The sequence below is a fragment of the Rhodococcus sp. RD6.2 genome (genome assembly GCF_001040705.1).
GTDB lineage: Bacteria > Actinomycetota > Actinomycetes > Mycobacteriales > Mycobacteriaceae > Rhodococcus_G.
Genome location: NZ_CVQP01000007.1, coordinates 403,624 through 424,983 on the forward strand (window position 1 = coordinate 403,624; position 21,360 = coordinate 424,983).

Sequence of the window (21,360 nt, forward strand, 5' to 3'; positions counted from 1 at the left end):
GCCCCGGCCGGTGGTCGACTCCGTCGTGCGCGGCGCCTCGGATCAGGCGTCCGGGCCGAGCCTCGTCGACCGGGTCGCAGCCTTGGCTTCCCGTGCGACCGTGGTCGCGGGATGGACGGCGATCAGGCCGAGCCCGGCTCGGCGCCTGCAGTGCCTGACGAGTTCGTCGTATGCGGGTTTGCCGAGCAGCTCGGTCAGTTCCGGGCCGTAGCTCTGCCAGACCGGCCGGGTGCCGACGTGCGCGTCCGGCGAACCCGAGCAGTACCAGTGCAGGTCCGCGCCGCCCTCGCCCCAACCCCGGCGGTCGTACTCGGTGATCGTCGTCTTCAGGATCTGCTCGCCGTCGGGCCGGTCCACCCATTCCTGGGTGCGCCGGATCGGGAGCTGCCAGCACACGTCGGGCTTGACCTCGAGAGGCTCGATGCCGCTGCGCACCGCCATGATGTGGAACGCACAGCCGAGCCCGCCCTCGAACCCGGGACGGTTCAGGAAGATGCAGGCACCCTTGTACCGCCGCGTCCGCAGCGCGGGCTCGTCCTCCAGGTCGTCCTCCTCGACGTACCCCTTCTTGCCGAGACCCTTGTCCATGAACTGCCAATCCGTTGGCGTGAGCATCTTCACGCACCGGTCCAGCTTCTCCCGGTCCTCGTCGTCGGACAGGAACGCGCCGTGCGAGCAGCACCCGTCGTCCGGTCGCCCCTCGACGGTCCCCTGGCAGGCCGGAGTGCCGAACACGCAGGTCCAGCGGGAAAGTAGCCACGTCAGGTCGGCCACGATGACGTGTTCGGAATTCGTGGGATCGACGAACTCGATCCATTCACGCGGGAAGTCGAGACCCACCTCCGGGGTGGGCGTCATGTTCACGGAGGGCGCGGTGTTGCCTGCTGTCACAGTGCCCGACGGTAGACCCAGTACCGTGGTCACGTGCGGTTAGGGGTACTCGACGTCGGAAGCAACACCGTCCACCTTCTCGTGGTGGATGCGCACAGGGGTGCGCATCCCACGCCGATGAGTTCGACGAAGTCGACTCTGCGGCTCGCGGAGAACACCGACGACCGGGGTGACATCACGGTGGTCGGCGCGGATCGCCTGGTCGCCGCCGTCGGCGACTTCGCATCGATCGCGGCCACCTCCGGATGCGGCGAACTGATGGCATTCGCGACGTCCGCGGTCCGCGACGCCACGAACTCCGACGCAGTACTCGCCCGGGTGCGCGAGGAGACGGGCGTCAACCTCGAGGTCCTGTCCGGGGTCGACGAGGCCCGCCTGACTTTCCTCGCGGTGCGCCGCTGGTACGGCTGGAGCGCGGGCCGGATCATGAACTTCGACATCGGCGGCGGCTCCCTGGAACTCACCTCGGGTGGCGACGAGGACCCGGACGTCGCGTTCTCGCTCCAACTGGGCGCCGGCCGTCTGACCCGGGACTGGCTGCAGTCGGATCCGCCGGGGAAGCGCCGTGTCGCAGTGCTCCGCGACTGGCTCGACGCCGAACTGGTCGAACCCGCCAAGGCGCTGCGGGCCGCGGGTGCACCGGACCGGGTCGTCGGAACGTCGAAGACGTTCCGTTCGCTCGCCCGACTCACCGGGGCTGCGCCTTCCGCGTCGGGAGCCCGGGTGCGGAGGACACTGACTGCCAGCGGTCTGCGGCAGCTCATCGCCTTCATCTCCCGGATGACCACTGCCGACCGCGCGGAGCTGGAGGGTGTGAGCGCGGACCGGTCCCAGCAGATCGTGGCGGGTGCGCTCATTGCGGAGGCGACCATGCGGGCACTGGCGGTCGAGGAACTCGAGATCTGCCCCTGGGCACTGCGGGAAGGCCTGATCCTCCGCAAACTGGACACGGAAATGGGTGGGGAACTGGTGGTGACGCGATGACCGAGAACACCGGGAGGACCGTGAACGCCGAGGACACCGGACAGGTCTCCGTCGCCGAGCTCCTCGCCCGCAACGGCCAGCAGGTGCAGTCGCGGGGCGGGCGGCGTCGGCGGGGGAGCGAAGGCGGCATCAGTGTCGCCGAACTCACGGGCGAGTTGCCGGTCATCAGTGACGCACCGACCCGAAACCGCCGCGCAGCGCCGGACCCCGACGACGACGTCGTTGGTGCCGTGTCGGAATCCGTGCTGGCCTCCGCCGCGGCGTGGCCCGCGACCGCTGCCCCCGAGTCGCCCGCGCCGGCCCCCGAGCCGCCTGCTCCGACGCCCGAGCCGCCGGCCCCGGCCCCCGAGCCGCCTGCGCCGACGTCCACTGCCTCGGTCGATGTGGCTCCGCAGGTCGCGCAATCGCAGCCGCCCATCCTCGATCCGTTGGCCGCGCCGGTTGTCGACAGCACCCAGTCGATTCCGGCGCTGCGTCGCGCCGTTCTCGCGAAGGCAGATGCGGATCGGAAGGCGGAAGCCGACAGGAAGGCCGAAGCCGACGTCAGGGCAGAAGTCGACCGCCAGGCCGAAGCCGATCGCAAGGCCGCGGCCGATCGCAAGGCTCAGGTCTCGGCGCCCCCCACGCCTGCGCCGCGCCCGGCGGTGACGCCGAAGTCGCCGGTCACGCCGAAGTCGGTGGATCCGTTTCCGCCCGCGGTCGACCGGACCGAGATCGTCGCACCCGTGGCGGCGGCTGCCGAGCAGACCGCCATCGTGTCCGCGCTGCCGAAGCGGCCCGAGCCCCCCGCCACCGCACCCGCGGAGAAGGTCCCGACCGCGCGGTCGTCGAAGGACAAGGCGGCAGCGTCCCCATCGGATTCCGGTCGCCTCGACCCGGTCCGCGAACCGGCACTCTTCACCGGACCCAGCCTCGAAGCAGACCTGCTGCGTCAGGCCCGCAACTCACGCACCGAGTCGCTCGACGAGGCACGCGCGCAGGTCCACACCACCGGAGAATTCCCGAAGATCGTCGAGGCTCCGGCGAAGGACGACGACGAGACGGGGACCGACGCGGGAGCGCCCGCGACCGCGCCGACCAGGTCCCGCCGTGCGGTCTCGGAGGGCAGCGCGGTCAAGCAGTGGGCAGTCCTCATCGGACAGGCGGTGGTCGCGATCGTCGCGGGCGCCTTGCTGTTCAAGGGTTTCGAGAAGCTCTGGGAGTCGCTTCCGTGGGTCGCACTTGTCCTCGCGGTGCTGGTCATCGCCGGGCTGGTCGCGGTCGTGCGCATCCTGCGGCAAACCGAAGATCTGCTGAGTCTGCTGATCGCGGTGATCGTCGGTGTCTTCGTGACCATCGGCCCGCTCGTATTCGTCCTCAGCTCGAGCTGACGTGACGGCGGGAGAGTCGGGAACCCGGACCTCGGGTGGCAGGCGAACGGGTCGGATTCTCGTCGGCCTGTCGACCGCCTCGGTGTACCCGGAGAACACCGAGGCGGCATTCGAGTACGCCGCGGACCTCGGGTACGACGGCGTCGAGCTGATGGTGTGGGCCGAGTCGGTCAGCCAGGACGTCGCCGCGGTCACCCGGCTGGTCCGCAAGTACGCGGTTCCCGTACTCGCGGTCCACGCGCCGTGCCTGCTCATCTCGCAACGAGTCTGGGGTGCGGACCCCGTCGCAAAGCTCGAGCGGTCCGTTCGCACCGCGGAAAAGCTCGGTGCACAGACCGTGGTCGTGCACCCGCCGTTCCGGTGGCAGCGCCGCTACGCCGACGGCTTCGCAGACCAGGTCGCCGAACTCGAGGAACGCAGCGACGACGTCACCGTCGCGGTGGAGAACATGTTCCCGATGCGAGCAGACCGGTTCTGGGGCGCCAAGTCGAAGTCCGCGGAGCGCCTCGAGAAGCGAGGCGGGCCCGGACCCGGTGTCTCGGCGTTCGCGCCGTCGTACGACCCGACCGACGTCGGGCACGCGCACTACACACTTGACGTCTCGCACACCGCGACCGCGGGAATGGACGCCCTCGCGCTCGCCGACCGGATGGGATCCGGTCTGAACCACCTGCACCTCGCCGACGGGCGGGGCGCCTCCGCCGACGAGCACCTCATCCCGGGCCACGGTTCGCAGCCGTGTGCACAACTGTGCCGGTCACTGGCCGAATCCGAGTTCTCCGGACATGCGGTGCTCGAGATCAACACACAGAACGCGCGCACCCGCGCCGAGCGCCGTTCCATGCTCGCTCAGTCGCTGGCGTTCGCCCGAGAGCACCTCGCGCGATAGCGCTTTCAGAGAGCCGACACGGCCGCGGCGATCGTCGCGATGCCGGAGACCACCAGTCCCGCCACGAGGACCCCGAACCCGACCCACACGGATCGGATCCAGCGGTTCGGTCCGGCGGGGTCGGTGCCGAGCACGGACAGGAAGAATCCGGCGGGGACCAAGATTGCCGAGGAGAGCACGAGTACGGACCCGACGGTGGACCACATGGTCCCGACGCCCGCGGCCTGGGTGAGCAGCGCAACGACGAGGCCGAGCGTGACCAGGACACCTGCATGCGCGTGTCCGGCACGGAACATCGTCTTCTGGAGGGCGTTGGCCTGCTGGCGGCCGGAGACGACGCGGAGCATGAAGGTTCCGCCGAACGCGATTCCGACAACGGTGAGCAGGGTGATTCCGGTGACGAGAGCGAGAACGGGGTCCATGACGGCTCCTCCGGGTGGGCGAAGGTACTCTCGGACAGCTGGATAGACTCGCTATCCAATATTTGGATAGTATGGGTATCCAAAGGCTCGGGTCAAGGGTCGATGGTGAAGGAGGTGTGCGATGCGGGTGTCCGAACTGGTGAAACGCTCGGGTGTCCCACTGGCGACCGTCAAGTACTACCTCCGCGAAGGTGTCCTCATGCCGGGGGCGACCACAAGTGCCACCCAGGCCGACTACGGCGACGAGCACCTGCACCGACTCGCACTCATCAAGGCACTTGCCGGGGCAGGCCTCTCGATCCACAAGATCCGGGTCATCACCACACTCGTCGAAGACCCCGGCGACAACCTGCACGAGACCATCGGACGTGCGATCGCCGCCCTCCCGCCTTACCGGGACGGGCGCCGGCGCGCCGACCACCCGCGGGCCCGGCGCGCGCTCGAACGCCTCGGCCAGGTCTACGACCCCGCCTATCCCGCGGTCGAGCAGCTCGAACGGGCGCTCGAGGCCGTCGAGAGCGTCGGTATCCCGATGACCGACGAACGCCTCGACGCCTACGGAAAACACATTCGGGGCATCGCCGAGATCGACTTCGCGCTCACGCCGACCGAGTCCGCGCAGGCCGCCGTCGAGTACTCGGTGCTCGGAACGGCCGTCTACGAGCCGGTCATCGCAGCCATGCGCCGCCTCGCCCATCAAGACATCTCGGCGACCCGCCGTGACGACAGTGCACCTAAGGACACCCCATGACCGACGTCAAGACCCTCCGCTCGACCAGACCGTTCACCGAGCTGACCACCCTGACGCCGGTCTCGGACGGCACCTACACGGCGCACATCGACCCGATCTGGACGATCGGTCCCAAGGTGCACGGCGGCTGCATGATGGCCGTGTGTGCGGCGGCGGCCCGCGACGTCGTCCGGGCGGCAGGCGGGGCCCGTGAGCTTCAGCCCGTCGCGGTCAGCGCCAACTACCTGTCCGCCCCGGACCCGGGCGACGTCCGCCTCGCGACGACGATCCGCAAGCAGGGCAGGCAGGTCTGTCTCGTCGACGTCGAACTCTGGCAGGGCGAGCGTCTCGCCGTCTCAGCCGCCGTGACACTGGGGGCTCCCGACGTCGCCGAGCCCCGCCACCGGGAACCGCTCGCGCTCGATGCCCTGCCTGCCGAGCCCACGGCGGACTCGTCGGCAATCACCGACGAGCATCCGATGGCCGCGATCGTGCACGTCGCCAAGGGATGCGACCTGAGGGTCGACCCGGCCGCCGCCCGGTTCCTGACCGGTGAGCAGGGTGATCCGGTGAACCGGATGTGGGCGCGACCGATGCCGGAGGACGAGGCGGACACGGACACGGCAGCGCTCTTCGCGATCATGCTCGGCGACATCAGCGCCCCCGTGACGATGAACCGGGGCATGTTCGGCTGGGCGCCCACCGTCCAGCTGACCACGTACCTGCGCCGACTGCCCGAGCCGGGCTGGCTGCGGGTGATGGCGAGTGCCGAGGTCCTCGGCGACACCTGGTTCGAGGAGGATCACGTCGTGCTCGATTCCTCGGGCCAGGTGATCGTGCAGAGCAGGCAGCTCGCGATGATCCCGAAGGGCTGACGCCGTTCGCGTCGACCCTGCATGGCAGGCTCTCGGTCATGACGAGAATCGCAGTGATGGGTGGCGGCAGGATCGGCGAGGCGCTGATCGCAGGCCTGGTGAAGTCGGGCCACGCACCCAAGGACCTGGTCGTCGCGGAGCAGTACCCGGAGCGTGCGAAGGAGCTGGCCGGCCGGTACGGGATCCTCGCCACCACCGTTGCGGACGCCGCCGAGGGCGCGCACGTCGTGGTGATCGCGGTCAAGCCCGCCGACGTCGACGCCATCATGGTCGAGCTGAACAAGGTGGACCTCGACGGTGACCTCGAGCAGCTGGTCGTGAGCCTTGCCGCGGGAATTCCGACGGCGCGGTTCGAGAGCAAGCTCCCCGCCGGGTTCCCGGTCGTGCGGGTCATGCCGAACACGCCCATGCTGGTCGGCGAGGGCGTCAGTGCGATCGCCGCGGGCCGCTACGCCACCGCAGAGCATCTCGCGACGGTGCGGGAGGTACTCGGTGCCGTCGGCCGCGTGGTCACCGTGCCGGAGGCGCAGCTCGACGCCGTCACCGCGGTGTCCGGGTCGGGTCCGGCGTACGTGTTCCTGGTCGCCGAGGCGATGATCGAGTCCGGGGTCGGCCTCGGACTGACGCGGGCGACCGCGACCGAACTCGTGGTGCAGACGCTGGTCGGTTCGGCGGCCATGCTGGCCGAATCGGGGAGCTCCGCCAACGAGTTGCGGGCCGACGTGACGTCGCCGGGAGGCACGACCGCAGCCGCGATCAGGGAACTCGAACGCGGCGGGCTTCGTACGGCGTTCAACGAGGCACTCTTCGCCGCGCGGGACCGTTCCGCCGCCCTCGGCGCAGGTCCGGAATGACATTCGATATCTCACACCCGTCGCAGTAATCCCACCTGTCCCGTTAAGCTCGACTGCAGCACGTGCGTGTCTGTTCCGCCGGAGGGGAAGCCGGCGGCGCGACACGTGCCGGAGGTATGCAATCGATGGTGTCTACAAACAAGCCGAAGGGTTCGGGTCCGGAAAGCCAACCTGTCCTCGGCGGCACGCAGTTTCTCACCGTCGCCGAGGTGGCGGCGCTGATGCGTGTGTCGAAAATGACGGTGTACCGACTGGTCCACGGCGGCGAGCTGCCTGCGGTCCGGGTCGGGCGGTCGTTCCGGGTGCACGCCAAAGCCGTGCACGACTATCTGGAAACGTCGTACTTCGACGCCGGCTGACGGTCGGTTTTTCGGCGCCCACAGGTGACCGGTACGATGTTGTTTCGTCGTGCCAGCCAGCCGGGTGTCGTCAGGCGCTGGGTTAGCGGATACGAGGCCACAGCGCCAGGTTGGCGTGTGCCGGCAGGTGGTTGACGCCGATTGGTGTCGGTACCGACCGGACAGGCCAGAACGGACGTACGTCACCGGCGTGCGCAGGAACGCTATAGAAGAACGTGAGGAACTCCCGTGGGTTCAGTGATCAAGAAGCGCCGCAAGCGCATGTCGAAGAAGAAGCACCGCAAGCTGCTTCGTAGGACTCGCGTCCAGCGTCGGAAACTCGGCAAGTAGTTCGTCCGAGTTCTCGGGAAGGTTCATGCGCCCGAGGCCCACGATGCCCGCCACCGTTTCGGTGGCGGGCATCGCGCGTTCACGAGCGTTTTTCGGCCGAGGATCCGCCACGACCCGGGCCATTTCGGGCATTTCGTCAGTTGGTCGTCCAGCCAGGTCGCCGCGACCCGATATTTCGGCAAAACACCTGGTGTATGGGCTGTTGCCAGCTCGTTAAGTTTTTGAACGCAGCCCCGAAAAGCGACTACGCTCGTCGGTGATCGTTCGGTGATCGACGGAAACCAATCGGTGACCTACCGGACATGTCGGATCGGGCGAGATCGCGCAGGTTCCGGGGGACGGATGTCCCACCCAAGAGCACGAGGTGTCTCTCGCAGGCACAGGCAGGGGGTGGTCGTGGCAGGTGATCGCGGGGTGCAGCCGCCATCGGTGGTGCTGGTGACGGGCGCCAGCCGATTCCTGGGTGGGTACCTGGTGGCGAAACTCGCCCAGAACCCCTCGGTCGAGAGGGTGATCGCCGTCGACTCGCGGGCGCCGTCGAAGGACATGCTGCGGCGGATGGGGCGTGCCGAGTTCGTTCGCGCGGACATCCGCAACCCGCTCATCGGCAAGGTGCTGCGCGGCGCGAAGGTGGACACCGTCGTGCACGCCGCGACCATGGTGAAGCCCCCCAAGTCGGGCAGTCGGACCGCGATGAAGGACATGAACGTCCTCGGTGCCATGCAGTTGTTCGCGGTCTGCCAGAAGTCTCCGGACGTCCGCAAGGTCGTGGTTCGTTCGACGGCGGCGGTCTACGGCTGCAGCCCGAAGGACCCGGCGAAGTTCAGCGAGGAGATGAGCGCCCGCCGCCCCCCGCACGGTGGATTCGCCCGCGACAGCATCGAGATCGAGGGCTACGCCCGCGGCCTCGGTCGGCGGCGCCCCGAGATCGCGGTGTCGCTGCTGCGGATGGCGCCACTGATCGGACCGAACCGGCACGGCTCGGTGTCGCGCTACCTGCAGTCGCCCGTCGTTCCGACGATCCTGGGCCGCGACGCGCGGATGCAGCTGATCCACGAGGAGGATGCGCTGGCCGCGCTCGAGCGCGCGACGATGGCCGGGCCCGCGGGCACCTTCAACATTGCGGGGGACGGTGTCGTGATGCTCACGCAGGCGATCCGGCGGTCGGGCGGGATTCCCGTCCCGGTGCCGGTGCAGCTGATCGGCTCTCTCGGACGGGTCCTCCCGGGGTCGGGGCTGCAGGGCTTCACCCGTGAGCAACTCGAGTACTACCACTTCGGGTGCGGACTGGACACCACCCGGATGAGGGCCGTCCTCGGCTTCGAGCCCAGGTGGACGACGCTGCAGGCGCTCGACGACATGGTCCGCGGTGCGGCGGTCCGTCCCGTGGTGAGCAGGGAGTGGCTGCGGTCGGTGGAGTCACGAATTCAGGACATGGCCGGTGTGGGGGAGGTCGTTCGATGAACGAGGTTGCGAAAGTCATTCCGTTGCGGGGTGAGTCGGCTCGGACGCCGCGCGGAGGCGGTCGCGGGATCCGCCTCGAGCGGTCCGATCCGACGCTGCTGTTCCCACGGGCGCCCGATGCCGCGGCGCCGTCCTCGTCTGCGGGTTCGGTCACCGATCAGGTGCGCGACGCGGCGCGCAACCTGGTGGCCGACCAGGTTGTCGCGGCGGCGGAGTTCCTCCGCCGTCGCATCACCGGCGACTACGAGGTCGACGATTTCGGCTACGACCCGCACTTCGCCGAGAACGTGTGGTTGCCGCTGCTGCGTCCGGTGTTCGAGTCCTGGTTCCGGGTGGAGGTGCGGGGCATCGAGAACGTGCCCGCAGAGGGCGGTGCCCTCGTCGTCGCCAATCACGCCGGCGTCATCCCGATCGACGGCCTGATGACGTCGGTGGCGATGGTCGATCACCATCCCGCGAAGCGTCCGCTCCGGATGCTCGCCGCCGACATGGCGTTCGAGATGCCCGTCGTCGGAACCGTGGCGCGAAAGGCCGGTCACACCCTCGCGTGCAACCCCGATGCGGAGCGCCTGCTGCGCGGTGGGGAGGTGGCCGCGGTGTTCCCCGAGGGGTTCAAGGGCATCGGCAAGCCGTTCAGTGAGCGGTACAAACTGCAGCGGTTCGGGCGGGGCGGCTTCGTGTCCGCGGCGCTGCGCACCGGGGTCCCGATCGTGCCGTGCTCCATCGTCGGGTCGGAGGAGATCTACCCGAAGATCGGTGAGTTGAAGTCGTTGGCGCGGTTGCTCGGTCTTCCGTACTTCCCGGTGACGCCGCTGTTCCCGCACTTCGGGCTGCTCGGGATGATTCCGCTGCCGTCGAAGTGGTACATCGAGTTCGGAGAGCCGATCCGCACCGACACCTATGACGTCGCGGATGCAGAGGACCCGATGGTGATGTTCGAGCTCACCGACCATGTCCGCGAGACCATCCAGCAGACCCTGTACCGCCTGCTCGCGCAGCGGCGCAACGTCTTCATGGGCTGACCCGGCCCGACGGCGGTGCCGTCAGGTGTGACGACGGCGGTGCCGTCAGGTGTGACGACGGCGGTGCCGTCAGGTGTGACGGCTCGGCGCGTCAGGGCTTGCGGCGGCTGACGACGGCGGCGATCGCGCCGCCCGCGGCTCCCAGGGCAAGTGCGGTGGGGACGCCGATCTTGGCGGCCTTGCGTCCCGTCCGGAAGTCGCGGATCTCCCACCCTCGGTTGCGCGCAACCTCTTTCAGGTCGGCATCGGGGTTGATCGCGACGGCGGTCCCGACCAGCGACAGCATCGGCACGTCGTTGTGGCTGTCGGAGTACGCGGAGCAGCGCTTGAGGTTGAGGCCCTCGCGGATCGCGAGGGTGCGGACGGCGTGCGCCTTGCCCGCGCCGTGGAGGATGTCGCCCACGAGCCTGCCGGTGAAGCGGCCTTCCTCGGACTCGACGACGGTGCCGAGCGCGCCGGTCAGGCCGAGTCGTTTGGCGATGACCTGGGCGAGTTCCACCGGTGTCGCCGTCACGAGCCACACCTGCTGTCCTGCGTCGAGGTGCATCTGGGCGAGGGCGCGCGTGCCCTCCCACACCTTGTCCGCGATCAGTTCGTCGTAGATCTCCTCGCCGAGCCGGGTGAACTCGGCGGTCTCGCGGCCCGCGATGAACGCGAGCGCCTTCTCCTTGCCGGAGGCGACGTCGTCGCTGTTCTCCTTGCCGGTGGCTCGGAACTTGAGCTGCTGCCATCCGAACTGGGCCATGTCGGAGACCGAGATGTACTTGCGGGCGGCGAGACCTCGCGCGAAGTGGATGATCGACGCGCCCTGGACCATGGTGTTGTCGACGTCGAAGAACGCCGCGGCGGTCAGGTCGCGCGGCACCGTGCGGGTGTCTTCGCCGGTGTCCCCGGGTGGGACCGCGGACTCGGCCTCGTGCAGGGCGAGTGCGGCGTCGGCGCTCGCCTCGCCTGCGATGCTCGCGCGCACCTGCGCGTCGGTCGGCCCCAGCTTGCGGCCGCGGCGTCGCACGCGGGACCAGTTGGTACCCGACCAGCTGGTACCCCTACCGGCACCCATCGGCCCTGTCAGCCCAGGCACTCGCACCTCCAGTGGTTGGCTGTCCGAGTAACCCTATCGTTCGGATCGTGGGTGTACCGGGCGGACGGTGGGGTGTCTTCCGTCGTGTGACCTCCGTCTCGGGAGGTGGGGCCGCGGCGGCGGCCGGTCGGTGGCAAGGTTGGGGTCATGACGACCGCGGCGCACACCCTCACACTCCTCACTCGCGCCGGGTGCGGTTCGTGTGTCACGGCGCGCGAGCAACTGCTGCCGCTGTGTGAGGAATTCGGCATCCCGCTCGAAACCGTCGACGTCGACGAGGCGGCGGCCGTCGATCCGGAACTGCGGGCGGAGTACGGCGATCGGTTGCCGGTCGTCCTGCTCGACGGCCGCGAACACAGCTACTGGGAGGTCGACGAGGTTCGGCTGCGATCGGATTTGACAATCTGACGGCGATTCGTTCGCCCCGCTGCCCGGTCGCTGTGCAGGTCGCGACCGGTTGAGCAACTTTGTGCATGGCTTCACAAGCGGTTACCGTGGGGGCAAGACCCCCCGGATCAACGTGATGTCCGGCCATGTGCATGGCAGGACGAGGAGCCACCGACGTGACAGATCAGCACCAGCCGCACGGGCTGTCCGCCCGTGACGCCGCAGGGGCTGAAATGTCTTCCGGTACGGACACACGAGAGTCGGTCCGTGACCTTCCCCAGGCAACGGTGACGCGGCTCGCGACCTACCTTCGGGTGCTCGGTGTCATGGCCGACGACGGAATCCACATCGTCTCCAGCGAGGAACTCGCCACGGCGTCCGGCGTCGGGTCGGCGAAGCTGCGCAAGGACCTGTCGTTCCTCGGGCCCAACGGTGTCCGGGGTGTCGGCTACGACGTCGCGCGGCTGCGCTCCCGCATCGAGGCCGGACTCGGGCTCGACCAGGGTCACCGCGTGGTCCTCGTCGGCGTCGGCAAGCTCGGCGAGGCACTGGCCCGTTACGGCGGTTTCGGTCGACGCGGATTCACGATGGTCGGGCTGTTCGACTCCGGCGCCGAGCGGATCGGCATCGATATCGACGGACTCGCCGTCCGTGACACCGCGGACCTCGTCGGCGCCTGCCGTGAACTCGACGCGACGATCGGTGTGGTCGCTACGCCCGACGACGTCGCTCAGCAGGTGTGCGACGACCTCGTCGCTGCCGGTGTCCGGTGCATCCTCAGTTTCGCCGCGACTCCGTTGGAGGTGCCCGCCCACGTCGAGGTTCGACGAGTAGACCTCGCCGCGGAGATGCAGGTGCTGTCCTTCCGCAGTGCACGCAAGACCGAAGCGGACGCCGCACCCGCGGCCGTCGGCATCGGGGGTGGGTCGCCGCGCGCGTCCCGCTCGACCTCGACAGCTCTGGGTTCGACAACGAATGGATCGGTGATCGCGCCGTGAGTGTTCTCCTCGTCGGGATTTCGCATCAAAGCGCTCCCGTCCCCGTCCTCGAGCGGGTTGCGGTTGCCGACACGGATCGGCCGAAGCTGATCGACACGCTGCTGGAATCCCCGCACATCTCGGAGACGATGATCGTCTCGACGTGCAACCGAGTGGAGATCTACGCCGTCGTCGATGCCTTCCACGGTGCGCTCGCCGCTGTCGGCGAGGCGATGTCCCGTCATTCCGGTCTGGAGTTCTCGGACCTCACGAAGCACACGTACGTCCGGTACAGCGAGGCCGCCGCGGAGCACCTGTTCGCGGTGGCGAGCGGTCTCGATTCGATGGTGGTGGGGGAGCAGCAGATCCTCGGCCAGATCCGGACGGCGTACGCGGTGTCCGACACGCACCGTGCCGCGGGCCGGGTGCTGCACGAACTGGCCCAGCAGGCGTTGCGGGTCGGCAAGCGCGTCCACACGGAAACGGGTATCGACCGCGCCGGGTCGTCGGTGGTGTCCGTGGCGTTGGACCGCGCCGCCGGCATCCTGGCCGCGCCGGGCGAGGAGGGCGGTCTCACGGGCCGCACTGCGGTCGTCGTCGGTGCAGGCTCGATGGGCGGGTTGTCCGTCGCCTACCTGACGCGGGCCGGAATCGGTCGGGTGATCGTCGCCAACCGGACCCGTGAGCGTGCGGAGCACCTCGCGGACACCGTGCGGGCCACAGGCGTCGCCGCCGCCACCGTCGAACTGTCCGACCTGGCCTCGGCGCTCTCGGAGGCCGATGTGCTGGTGGCGTGTACCGGCGCGGTCGGTGCTGTGGTCACCCTCGCCGACGCGCACCTGGCACTCGCTGCACGCAATGCGGCCCAGCGCCCGCTGGTGGTCTGCGACCTGGGACTGCCCCGAGACGTGGAACCCGCTGTCGCAGGGCTGCCCGGGGTGACCCTGCTCGACATCGAGACGATGAAGTCGGACCCGGCGGCGGGCGCGGCCGCGGCGGACGCGAACGCGGCCCGCGAGATCGTCGCCGGCGAGCTCGCGACCTATCTGGCCGGGCAGCGACTGGCCGAGGTGACGCCGACGGTGACCGCGCTGCGACAGCGGGCGGCGGATGTCGTCGAGAGTGAGCTGTTGCGCCTCGAGTCGCGGCTGCCGGGTCTCGATGATCCCCAGCGTGACGAGGTGGCCCGCACGGTGCGCCGTGTTGTCGACAAGCTGCTGCATGCACCGACGGTCCGGGTCAAGCAGTTGGCGACGAAGCCGGGAGGCGACACCTACGCCGCGGCCCTGCGGGAGCTCTTCGAGCTGGCGCCGGGCAGCGCGGAGGCGGTCGCAACTCCGATGGAGATGCGGGCCGTGGAACGGACCGACGACTTCTCCGGTACGGACGTCTGGACGATGGGGGCACAGGAATGAACGCGTCGGCGCCGTCGGTCACCGGCACCGGGACGACCCGCAGGACCTTGCGCATCGGTACGCGCGGCAGCCTGCTCGCGACCACGCAGTCGGGGATGGTCCGGGACGCGTTGATCGCGGCCGGTCAGCCCGCCGAACTGGTGATCATCACGACGAAGGGCGATGTCACCGCTGGTCCGGTGCAGCGCATCGGCGTCGGAGTGTTCGTCGCGGAGCTGCGCGAGGCGCTGCTCGCCGGGGACGTCGACGTCGCCGTCCACTCGTACAAGGACCTGCCGACGGCACAACCCGACGACCTGGTCATCGCGGCCGTGCCGCCGCGTGAGGATCCGCGTGACGCGCTGGTCGCCCGCGACGGGATGGTGCTCGGCGAACTGCCTCCGGGTTCGCGGGTCGGCACGTCGGCGCCGCGCCGCCGCGCCCAGTTGCGTGCCCTCGGCCTCGGGCTGGACATCCAGCCGCTGCGAGGGAACATCGACACCCGACTCGGCAAGGTCGCGTCCGGCGAGCTGGACGCCATTGTCATCGCCCGCGCCGGACTGTCCCGGATCGGTCGCCTCGACGCGATCACCGAGACGCTCGAGCCGGTGCAGATGCTGCCCGCGCCGTCGCAGGGTGCCCTCGCGGTGGAGTGCCGCGCGGACGACCCGGAGCTGATCGCGGTGCTCGCCGCACTGGACGATGCCGCGACCCGCGCCGCGGTGGTCGCCGAACGCGCACTGCTCGCCGAACTCGAGGCCGGCTGCACCGCGCCGGTCGGCGCGATCGCGGAGGTCGTCGAGTCGCTGGACGACGATGGCCGGATCTTCGACGAGTTGTCGGTACGCGGTTGCGCGGCCGCCGTCGACGGGTCGGACTCCATCCGGGCGTCCGCGGTCGGGTCGCCGGACCGTGCCGAGGAGTTGGGTCGGGCGGTTGCGCGCGAACTGCTCGAACTCGGCGCGCGTGACCTGATGACTGCAGCCGAAGCCGAGGACAAGGGGGGCGGAGATGACTGACCTGTGGTGGCCGCCCGGCGGATGGTCGAAACACTGCGCGTGTCCGTCGCACCCGCTCCGGCACGCGGTATCCCTCGATGCAGTACCCCTGAACACCTGCTTTTTGAACGCACTGGAGAACAACCGATGAGCCGAGTCCGAAAGAACACCCCCGGACGGATCCTGTTCGTGGGATCGGGCCCTGGAGATCCGGCCCTGCTCACCGTCCGCGCCCGCGACGTACTGGCCAACGCCACACTGGCGTTCACCGACCCCGACGTCGACCGCGGCGTCACCGCACTGGTCGGTACCGCACTGCGGGTCGCCGGTGTGGAGGAGGACCCCGAGAACCCGATCACCGAGGTCCGGCCCGCGCTCGGCGAGCCCGCCGAGGTCGCGAAGACACTCGTCCACGAGGCGAAGGCCGGGCAGGACGTGGTCCGACTGGTCGCCGGCGACCCGCTGACCACCGATTCGGTGATCGCCGAGGTCAACGCCGTGGCCCGCACGCAGGTCGTCTTCGAGATCCTGCCGGGTCTGCCGTCGGGTGCGGCGGTGCCGAGCTACGCCGGTATGGCGCTCGGTGCGACGCACACCGAGGTCGACGTGCGGGGCGAGGTCGACTGGGCGTCGGTGGCTGCCGCACCGGGACCGCTGGTCCTGCATGCGGGCGCCGCGCACCTGGCCGAGGCCGCGAGCGCGCTCGTCGAGCACGGACTGGCCCCGCAGACCCCGGTCGCGATCACGGTCCGCGGCACGACGCGTCAGCAGCGCACCGTCGAGGCGACGCTGGCGACGCTCAACGAGGCCGGGTCGGAACTGGTCGGCCCGCTGATCGTCACGGTCGGCAAGGTCGTCACGCACCGCAACAAGATGTCGTGGTGGGAGTCGCGTGCCCTGTACGGCTGGACCGTGCTGGTGCCGCGCACCAAGGACCAGGCGGGCGAGATGAGCGATCGGCTCGTCACACACGGCGCGATTCCCATCGAGGTGCCGACGATCGCCGTCGAGCCGCCGCGCAGTCCCGCGCAGATGGAACGCGCCGTCAAGGGTCTCGTCGACGGCCGCTACCAGTGGGTGGTGTTCACCTCCACGAACGCGGTGCGTGCGGTGTGGGAGAAGTTCGAGGAGTTCGGTCTCGACGCCCGCGCGTTCTCCGGTGTGAAGATCGCGTGCGTCGGGCAGGCGACTGCCGACAAGGTTCGCAGCTTCGGCATCAACCCCGAGCTGGTGCCGTCGGGTGAGCAGTCGTCGGAGGGCCTGCTGGCCGAGTTCGCGCCGTACGACGACGTCTTCGACCCGGTCAACCGAGTCCTGTTGCCGCGTGCGGACATCGCGACGGAGACCCTCGCGGAGGGGCTGCGTCAGCGTGGCTGGGAGATCGACGACGTCACGGCGTACCGGACGGTGCGGGCGGCGCCGCCGCCGGCCGAGACCCGCGAGATGATCAAGACCGGTGGATTCGACGCGGTGTGCTTCACATCGTCGTCGACGGTCCGGAACCTGGTCGGCATCGCAGGAAAGCCGCACGCGCGCACTATCGTTGCGTGCATCGGGCCGAAGACGGCGGAGACGGCGATCGAGTTCGGCCTGCGGGTGGACGTGCAGCCGGAGTCGGCGCAGGTCGGTCCGCTGGTCGAGGCGCTCGCCGAGCACGCCGCCCGGCTGCGCGCCGAGGGCGCACTGCCGCCCCCGCGCAAGAAGTCCCGCAGGCGATAGGCGCTACGCGCCCGTGAGTCCTTTCGGTCCCTGACGGAGCGCAAGGACCCACGGGCCGACCGAAGGGAGTCCTCCTTGTTCCCGGCCGCACGACCCCGACGCCTGCGCGGCACCCCCGCGCTACGGCGGCTTGTCGCCGAGACCTCGCTGGAACCGCGGCATCTGGTGCTGCCGATGTTCGTGGCCGACGGCATCGACGCTCCGCGGGAGATCTCGTCGATGCCCGGTGTGTACCAACACACCCTCGACTCGTTGCGGCACGCGGCGACCGAGGCCGTCGACGCCGGTGTCGGTGGTCTGATGTTGTTCGGCGTTCCGCGGCCGGAGGACAAGGACGCGAACGGGTCGGGTGCCACCGATCCCGATGGCATTCTCAACCGCGGACTGCGCGCGCTGCGTGACGAACTCGGCGACGCGACCGTTCTCATGGCGGACACCTGTCTCGACGAGTTCACCTCGCACGGGCATTGTGGCGTGCTCACCGAGGGCGGTGTCGTCGACAACGACGCCACCCTGAGCCGCTACGTGGACATGGCTGTGGCGCAGGCGGAATCGGGTGCGCACCTCCTCGGTCCCAGCGGCATGATGGACGGGCAGGTCGCGGCGATCCGCGAGGGTCTCGACGACGCCGGGTTCACGAACACCGGCCTCCTGGCGTACTCCGCGAAGTACGCGTCGGCGTTCTACGGCCCGTTCCGGGAGGCGGTCGGGTCGTCGCTCGAGGGCGACCGCCGGACCTACCAGCAGGACCCGGCGAACCGCCGCGAGTCGGTGCGCGAGGTGGAGTTGGACCTCGACGAGGGCGCGGACATCGTGATGGTCAAGCCCGCGATGAGTTACCTGGACGTGCTGCGGGAGGTCGCCGACCTGTCCACGGTTCCGGTTGCCGCTTACCAGATCTCGGGTGAATATTCGATGATCACGGCGGCAGCGCAGAACGGCTGGATCGACCGCGACGCGGCGATCCTCGAGTCGCTGCTCAGCATCCGCCGGGCCGGTGCCGACATCGTGCTCACCTATTGGGCCGCGGAAGTGGCGGGCCGATTGTGACGGAGCCGCAGCCGGGGCAGAATCCGTGGCCGCCGCAGAATCAGTGGCCGCCCACTCAGTCGCCATTGCCGCAGCCGCCCGCAGCGCCCGAACCCCAGCCGACGCCCGTCGATGTCGTCACGGCCTTCCAGTTGCTGTGCGCCGTGGCCGTTCTCGGGGTCGTCAACATGATCGCGACTCTGGTTGCGGTGTTCGCCGACCGCGAGTCGTTCGTGGACCAGCTGCTGAAGGAGGTCGCCGCGCAGGACCCGGCGGTGCAGGTCGGTCGCGACACTGCAGAAACCGTCGTGGTGCTCGGCCTCGGCGTGACGGCGTTGATCGGCCTGTGCGTGACGGCGCTGTACCTGCTGTTCGTGTTCAAGATGCGGGCGGGCCGGAACTGGGCGCGGATGCTCGTGACCATGATCGGCTCGCTCATGGTGGTGTTCGCGCTCCCCAGCCTGTTCGGTCTCGCGGGCGGGGGTGGCGGCGCGGCGATGGTGTCGGGTGCCGCGGGCATCCTGCAGGCCGTGCTCTCGGTCGGTGCCATCGTGCTGCTGCATCGCGCCGAGTCGAACCGATACTTCCTTCCCGCCTTCCGTGTTCCCGATGAGTGAGCGGGAGGGCGCGCGGCCGCGTCCCGTCGATGTGGCGTACTGGCTGTGGCTCGTCGCCGCGGCACTGCTGGTGCTGTTCGGGTTGTTGGCGCTGACGGCATCGGGTGACGCGGTGCGCACCCACCTGATCGAGGCGGGCGCGGAACCGGATGTGGCGAGTTCGCTCGTGACACTGCTGCGCGGGTCCGGGGCGCTCGGGATCGCCGTCGGACTCGGTACCGGGTTTCTCGCGGGCCCGGTTCGGGCGGGCGACGCCCGGTTCCGGCGAGCCGAGGTCGCGCTGACCGGGGTGTACGTGATGGTCCAGTTGCTGGCGGTGGCCGTCGGAGTCGGGCAGACCCAGATGCTCCTGTGCGCCCTGCTGATGGCCGCGGCGGCGGTCCTGGTGTACCTGCCGTCGACGCGGGACTGGTTCGTTCGTGCGTGACAGCGGGGCCGTCGGTGACTGACGAGGGGGCGCCCGAAGTCGCGGTGTTCACCGAGCCGGGGGGACGGTGGCGCACGGTCGCACTCGGTCCGATCCTCTGCCTCGTCGTGCTGATCGCGGATGTGTTCGTGGGCGCGGGTGTGCACGTCTTCGGGTTGGCGCTGTTCGCGGCCGTCCTGGCCGGATTCGTTGCGCTGCAGGTGCTCGCGGCCCGCAGGCACGCGAGCGTCGAGGTGACCGCGTCCGATCTGCGGTGCGGGACCGAGACGGTCGCCCTTGCCGACATCGCGGAGGTGCTGCCGCCCGCGGACCCGCAGGACGAGGATCTTCAGCCGTGGGAGACTGCCCGGGTGCTCGGCGAACTGTCCGGGGTGCCGCGACGCCGGACCCCGATCGGGCTGCGTCTGGCCGGCGGGGACACGGTACGGGCGTGGGCCAGGGACGGCGACGGCTTGCGGGCGGTGCTGGAGTCCGTGGTGACGCGTGGCGAGGGGAGCGGGCAGTGACCGGTCGGGTGCGTGACGTCGTGATGGTGACGCTGGCCGTGGTGGCCGTCGTCGTCGCAGTGTGGTGTTGGAACGTCGGGGTGTCGACGTCGGAGTTCGAACCGATGGTCGAGGGTGCGCCTGCCTTCACCGGAACCCACTGGTCGGGGTCGTGGATCGCGGGTGCGTCCGCCGCGGTGCTCGTCGCGGGCCTCGCGGTGCTGGACGTGTGGCGTCGCCGCCGCTGACATTCGTCCACTGCTTGTAGACCGGGTTCAGGTCTGTCCAGTGTTCGAACGATTCCCGGCGTCACCGCCGTCGTTGCGGCACTTGCGATGTGTGCATCGTGGTGGCGGCGTCGGCGGAATTGCAGTTACTGGTCGAGCAATTCGCCGAGCGCGGGGTCCTTCCATGCACGGTCAGGGTGTCGGTGGCTGATAGTAGCGTCGCGCCGCATGAGCGAATCGGCTGTGTTTGATGTTGCTGAAGCGATGCGAGTGGCGCGGGGGGTGGAGCGATTCGAATGGTCGTGGTCGGCCAGCGATATCGAGCAGTTGCAGAGCCTGCTCGCCCCGATCACGTTGCGTGGTTCGAAGTTGCATGGTTCGGCGTTGTACTCGGAGACGAGCACCGAAATCGACGTCGTGATGGTTGATATCGCGGACATCGATTTCGACTCAGTGGACGATCCTGGGCGCGACGCGCTGTGGACGGCGTCCGCTGCACTTCGTACGGAGCTGATCGAGGCTTGGGGCGAGCCTGACCCCAGCATCGTCGAGGGAGTTCTTGTCTGGGTGTCGCCGCAGGTGGTTGTCGAACTGCACCGCCCGACGGACCGTGTGTACTTCCGTCTGATCAGCCCTGATGCGCACAGGTCGAGTGAAGCAGCACTTCGGGCAGGGCAGGAACAGGATGCGCAGCGCACGGATTTTGCGCCGTTCCTCGCCGCGCTACCGCGAATCGCCAACGCGCACTTGGGGTCGTGGTCCCGATCCGATCTGGAACCGGTGTTCGACGCGGTCGGGTGGCCGATCGACATCAGCGAAGGGCGTCTGTTCCGAGAGGATCTGGTAGCCGAACTGAACGGGGAAGCACTGCGAGCCTCGTTGCATGCCAGTCGGACCAAGGAATACATGGATCCCGACCGGTGGGGTTTCGGAACGTACTGGCGACTGACTCTGCGCCAGTCGCTGTCGTGGCGAGTCATGCCGGAGGCCTACGCTGCCGCGCTCCGGTTGTGCGTCGAGTTGCTCGGGCCGCCGCCTGTCGTCGGAGGTCCTGACACACAGGCGATCTGGCGCGGAGCGGACGTCACCTACACGCTGGAAACCGGTAGCGGTCTGCACTTCTCCGTTACACCAACCGAGGCCGTCGAGGGGTTGGAGTACTGGGAGTGGAAGTGGGGTGAAGACTGGAACCCGCCGGAGAGCTGGCGGATGACCACTGGCGCCGACGGAGCCCGCTTCGGGACCCGGGATTGGTGGGTCCCGGAACGACGCGCGGAGACGTGGTCGATGCTCGACGACTACATCACGAAATTGTTCCCCTCGCTCGCGTATGACCTGCCGCTGCTCGCTCCGTATGCGACCGCGGTTGTGTGGGGATTTCGGGTGGCCGAGGACCCCGGAACCTTCATTCACGGTTGGTTCGCAGACGATGGTGCAGGACTGCAGATTCACCTTCCAGGGGCCGAGCCGTTCAAGCAGACGTACCCACCCGAACTCAAGTCAGGCCGCCTGATCGCCGCGGAAACCACTGCGGCATTGCGGAAGTTCGGCGTCGCGTCCCCCACGGACCTGGAAATGGTGGCGTGGACCCCGCAGGGCACCCAGACGCTGGACACGATCCGGCTGGGATTTACCGGATGAACCGAGCGCTGGTCCATACCTCTGTCCGATCCGCATTGGCACGGCGCGGTGCCTCGGTTTCCGGGGCGACCGCGGTGATCTGTGCTGGCAGGTCCGCTGCGTACCTCGCCGCCCTCCACGAGGCACAGCGTCGGGACGAGACCAGCCGCCGATCAGTGGGGCCACGATGCGCACAAACCGGCGTGGTG

Annotated in this window: 24 protein-coding genes; 21 read left to right on the forward strand and 3 right to left on the reverse strand. The window is 69.1% G+C overall.

Translation table 11 applies throughout. The features are described from left to right. Positions 1-42: 42 nt before the first annotated feature. A complete protein-coding gene (locus RHCRD62_RS15455) occupies positions 43-858 on the reverse strand; it encodes a DUF3109 family protein (RefSeq protein WP_050065850.1) in 816 nt (271 codons plus the stop codon). 66 nt (positions 859-924) lie between these two features. Between RHCRD62_RS15455 and RHCRD62_RS15460 the strand changes: the two genes are divergently transcribed. The 3 genes from RHCRD62_RS15460 to RHCRD62_RS15470 are packed head-to-tail and all read left to right on the forward strand — an operon-like array spanning position 925 to position 4,134. Then, on the forward strand, positions 925-1,875 hold the full coding sequence (locus RHCRD62_RS15460) for a Ppx/GppA family phosphatase (protein WP_050065591.1): 951 nt from the start codon (positions 925-927) through the stop codon (positions 1,873-1,875). Next, positions 1,872-3,245 (forward strand): hypothetical protein, encoded by a 1,374-nt coding sequence (locus RHCRD62_RS15465; RefSeq protein WP_050065592.1) that lies wholly within the window; start codon positions 1,872-1,874, stop codon positions 3,243-3,245. The genes RHCRD62_RS15460 and RHCRD62_RS15465 overlap by 4 nt, the downstream gene beginning before the upstream one ends. A 1-nt stretch (position 3,246) precedes the next feature. Next, on the forward strand, positions 3,247-4,134 hold the full coding sequence (locus tag RHCRD62_RS15470; protein WP_172671072.1) for a sugar phosphate isomerase/epimerase family protein: 888 nt from the start codon (positions 3,247-3,249) through the stop codon (positions 4,132-4,134). A 5-nt stretch (positions 4,135-4,139) separates the two neighbouring features. Here the strand turns inward: RHCRD62_RS15470 and RHCRD62_RS15475 are convergent, their stop codons facing one another. Next, on the reverse strand, positions 4,140-4,556 hold the full coding sequence (locus tag RHCRD62_RS15475; RefSeq protein WP_050065593.1) for a hypothetical protein: 417 nt from the start codon (positions 4,554-4,556) through the stop codon (positions 4,140-4,142). Between the two features lie 121 nt (positions 4,557-4,677). Between RHCRD62_RS15475 and RHCRD62_RS15480 the strand changes: the two genes are divergently transcribed. From RHCRD62_RS15480 to RHCRD62_RS15505, 7 genes are all read left to right on the forward strand, one after another. Further along, entirely contained in the window at positions 4,678-5,307 is a 630-nt protein-coding gene (locus RHCRD62_RS15480) for a MerR family transcriptional regulator (protein WP_050065594.1), read from the forward strand. Then, a complete protein-coding gene (locus RHCRD62_RS15485) occupies positions 5,304-6,161 on the forward strand; it encodes a thioesterase family protein (protein ID WP_050065595.1) in 858 nt (285 codons plus the stop codon). Before RHCRD62_RS15480 ends, RHCRD62_RS15485 begins: the two co-directional genes overlap by 4 nt. A gap of 38 nt (positions 6,162-6,199) precedes the next feature. Next, on the forward strand, positions 6,200-7,015 hold the full coding sequence (proC, locus tag RHCRD62_RS15490; RefSeq protein ID WP_050065596.1) for a pyrroline-5-carboxylate reductase: 816 nt from the start codon (positions 6,200-6,202) through the stop codon (positions 7,013-7,015). A 125-nt stretch (positions 7,016-7,140) separates the two neighbouring features. Then, positions 7,141-7,374 carry a helix-turn-helix domain-containing protein gene (locus RHCRD62_RS15495; RefSeq protein WP_050065852.1) on the forward strand — a complete coding sequence of 78 codons (234 nt, stop codon included), beginning with the start codon at positions 7,141-7,143 and terminating at the stop codon, positions 7,372-7,374. A 228-nt stretch (positions 7,375-7,602) separates the two neighbouring features. Continuing rightward, a complete protein-coding gene (locus tag RHCRD62_RS25520) occupies positions 7,603-7,704 on the forward strand; it encodes a 30S ribosomal protein bS22 (protein WP_003402602.1) in 102 nt (33 codons plus the stop codon). A gap of 432 nt (positions 7,705-8,136) precedes the next feature. Further along, entirely contained in the window at positions 8,137-9,168 is a 1,032-nt protein-coding gene (locus tag RHCRD62_RS15500; protein WP_050065853.1) for an NAD-dependent epimerase/dehydratase family protein, read from the forward strand. Beyond that, a complete protein-coding gene (locus RHCRD62_RS15505) occupies positions 9,165-10,190 on the forward strand; it encodes a lysophospholipid acyltransferase family protein (RefSeq protein ID WP_050065597.1) in 1,026 nt (341 codons plus the stop codon). The genes RHCRD62_RS15500 and RHCRD62_RS15505 overlap by 4 nt, the downstream gene beginning before the upstream one ends. 91 nt (positions 10,191-10,281) lie before the next feature. Here the strand turns inward: RHCRD62_RS15505 and RHCRD62_RS15510 are convergent, their stop codons facing one another. Continuing rightward, a complete protein-coding gene (locus tag RHCRD62_RS15510) occupies positions 10,282-11,271 on the reverse strand; it encodes an HAD family hydrolase (RefSeq protein WP_050065598.1) in 990 nt (329 codons plus the stop codon). 147 nt (positions 11,272-11,418) lie between these two features. Here RHCRD62_RS15510 and RHCRD62_RS15515 point away from each other — a divergent pair, with 147 nt between their 5' ends. From RHCRD62_RS15515 to RHCRD62_RS15565, 11 genes are all read left to right on the forward strand, one after another. Next, the gene (locus RHCRD62_RS15515) at positions 11,419-11,679 is read left to right on the forward strand and encodes a glutaredoxin family protein (protein ID WP_050065599.1); all 261 of its coding nucleotides are present in this window, start codon (positions 11,419-11,421) and stop codon (positions 11,677-11,679) included. Positions 11,680-11,810: 131 nt separating this feature from the next. After that, a complete protein-coding gene (locus RHCRD62_RS15520; RefSeq protein ID WP_084734292.1) occupies positions 11,811-12,656 on the forward strand; it encodes a redox-sensing transcriptional repressor Rex in 846 nt (281 codons plus the stop codon). Continuing rightward, positions 12,653-14,050 (forward strand): glutamyl-tRNA reductase, encoded by a 1,398-nt coding sequence (locus tag RHCRD62_RS15525; RefSeq protein WP_050065601.1) that lies wholly within the window; start codon positions 12,653-12,655, stop codon positions 14,048-14,050. Before RHCRD62_RS15520 ends, RHCRD62_RS15525 begins: the two co-directional genes overlap by 4 nt. Then, entirely contained in the window at positions 14,047-15,048 is a 1,002-nt protein-coding gene (gene hemC / locus RHCRD62_RS15530) for a hydroxymethylbilane synthase (RefSeq protein ID WP_050065602.1), read from the forward strand. The genes RHCRD62_RS15525 and hemC overlap by 4 nt, the downstream gene beginning before the upstream one ends. Before the next feature lie 126 nt (positions 15,049-15,174). Continuing rightward, the gene (locus tag RHCRD62_RS15535) at positions 15,175-16,746 is read left to right on the forward strand and encodes a bifunctional uroporphyrinogen-III C-methyltransferase/uroporphyrinogen-III synthase (RefSeq protein WP_050065603.1); all 1,572 of its coding nucleotides are present in this window, start codon (positions 15,175-15,177) and stop codon (positions 16,744-16,746) included. Positions 16,747-16,821: 75 nt separating this feature from the next. Further along, positions 16,822-17,796 carry a porphobilinogen synthase gene (hemB, locus tag RHCRD62_RS15540; protein ID WP_050065604.1) on the forward strand — a complete coding sequence of 325 codons (975 nt, stop codon included), beginning with the start codon at positions 16,822-16,824 and terminating at the stop codon, positions 17,794-17,796. A 65-nt stretch (positions 17,797-17,861) separates the two neighbouring features. After that, complete coding sequence (locus RHCRD62_RS15545) at positions 17,862-18,392, forward strand: hypothetical protein (RefSeq protein ID WP_084734318.1); 531 nt, start codon at positions 17,862-17,864, stop codon at positions 18,390-18,392. Then, complete coding sequence (locus RHCRD62_RS15550; protein ID WP_050065605.1) at positions 18,385-18,819, forward strand: hypothetical protein; 435 nt, start codon at positions 18,385-18,387, stop codon at positions 18,817-18,819. Before RHCRD62_RS15545 ends, RHCRD62_RS15550 begins: the two co-directional genes overlap by 8 nt. 14 nt (positions 18,820-18,833) lie before the next feature. After that, entirely contained in the window at positions 18,834-19,325 is a 492-nt protein-coding gene (locus RHCRD62_RS15555; protein WP_050065855.1) for a hypothetical protein, read from the forward strand. Further along, positions 19,322-19,552 carry a hypothetical protein gene (locus RHCRD62_RS15560; RefSeq protein ID WP_253277333.1) on the forward strand — a complete coding sequence of 77 codons (231 nt, stop codon included), beginning with the start codon at positions 19,322-19,324 and terminating at the stop codon, positions 19,550-19,552. Before RHCRD62_RS15555 ends, RHCRD62_RS15560 begins: the two co-directional genes overlap by 4 nt. Before the next feature lie 261 nt (positions 19,553-19,813). Next, positions 19,814-21,172: a DUF6301 family protein gene (locus RHCRD62_RS15565; RefSeq protein WP_050065606.1), complete on the forward strand. Its 1,359-nt coding sequence runs from the start codon at positions 19,814-19,816 to the stop codon at positions 21,170-21,172. The last annotated feature ends 188 nt before the right edge of the window (positions 21,173-21,360 follow it).